General features: G+C 67.5%; 1 protein-coding gene. It reads right to left on the bottom strand.

Features of this window, described 5'->3' with window-relative positions; translation table 11 throughout:
* Window positions 1-628: HNH endonuclease signature motif containing protein (locus A5779_RS20085; RefSeq protein ID WP_131811663.1), on the bottom strand; the 628-nt coding region annotated here is incomplete at both ends.

The following is a 628-nucleotide window of genomic DNA, read 5'->3' as shown; positions in this document are numbered from 1 at the left end:
GGTCTTGTTCGCGGGTGCGTGAGCGTTTGGGCATCTTGACCGCGCGGTTCGGATTCGAGTTCGGGGTCGCCGCTTCGGGTTCGGGGAGGTTCAGGTCCCCGCTCGGCTGGCTCAGAGTGGGGAACATGCCGGCGCCGTGGGGTTCGGTCACATGGGTGTGTCCGGTGGGGGTGGTGAATTCGATGGTGCCGTCGGGTCGTTGACGGTCAGTCCAGCCGGGGCAGAACGTTTTCACCAAATGGTGTGCCCGGCAAAATAACTTGGTGTTCGACGGATGCGTCGGCCCGTCAGGCCAGGGCGCGGTGTGGTCGACATCGCAGCGTTCAGCCGGGGCGTCACAGCCCGGGAACCGGCAGGTCAGATCACGCCACCGGATGAACTCTGACAAGGCCACCGAGGGGCGGTACCGCGGCTCGGCAGGCTCGGGCCCGGTGGGCATGCGCACCGATTTGACCGTGCCGGTGGCGGCCAGATCCCGCACGGACTCGGCGGGCACGATGCCATGGCCGACCACATACCCCGGATCATCAGAAGTCCCGTTCACGGTGGATTGGTCGGCCAACACATGCACCACCGCCGCATCCGCGGCCGCGCGCTGCTGTGCGGCGGGGCAGTCTTCGCGCCGGCA

This window comes from Mycolicibacterium peregrinum, assembly GCF_001665625.1.
GTDB lineage: Bacteria > Actinomycetota > Actinomycetes > Mycobacteriales > Mycobacteriaceae > Mycobacterium > Mycobacterium peregrinum_B.
This window is presented reverse-complemented; position numbering and strand designations above follow the sequence as displayed.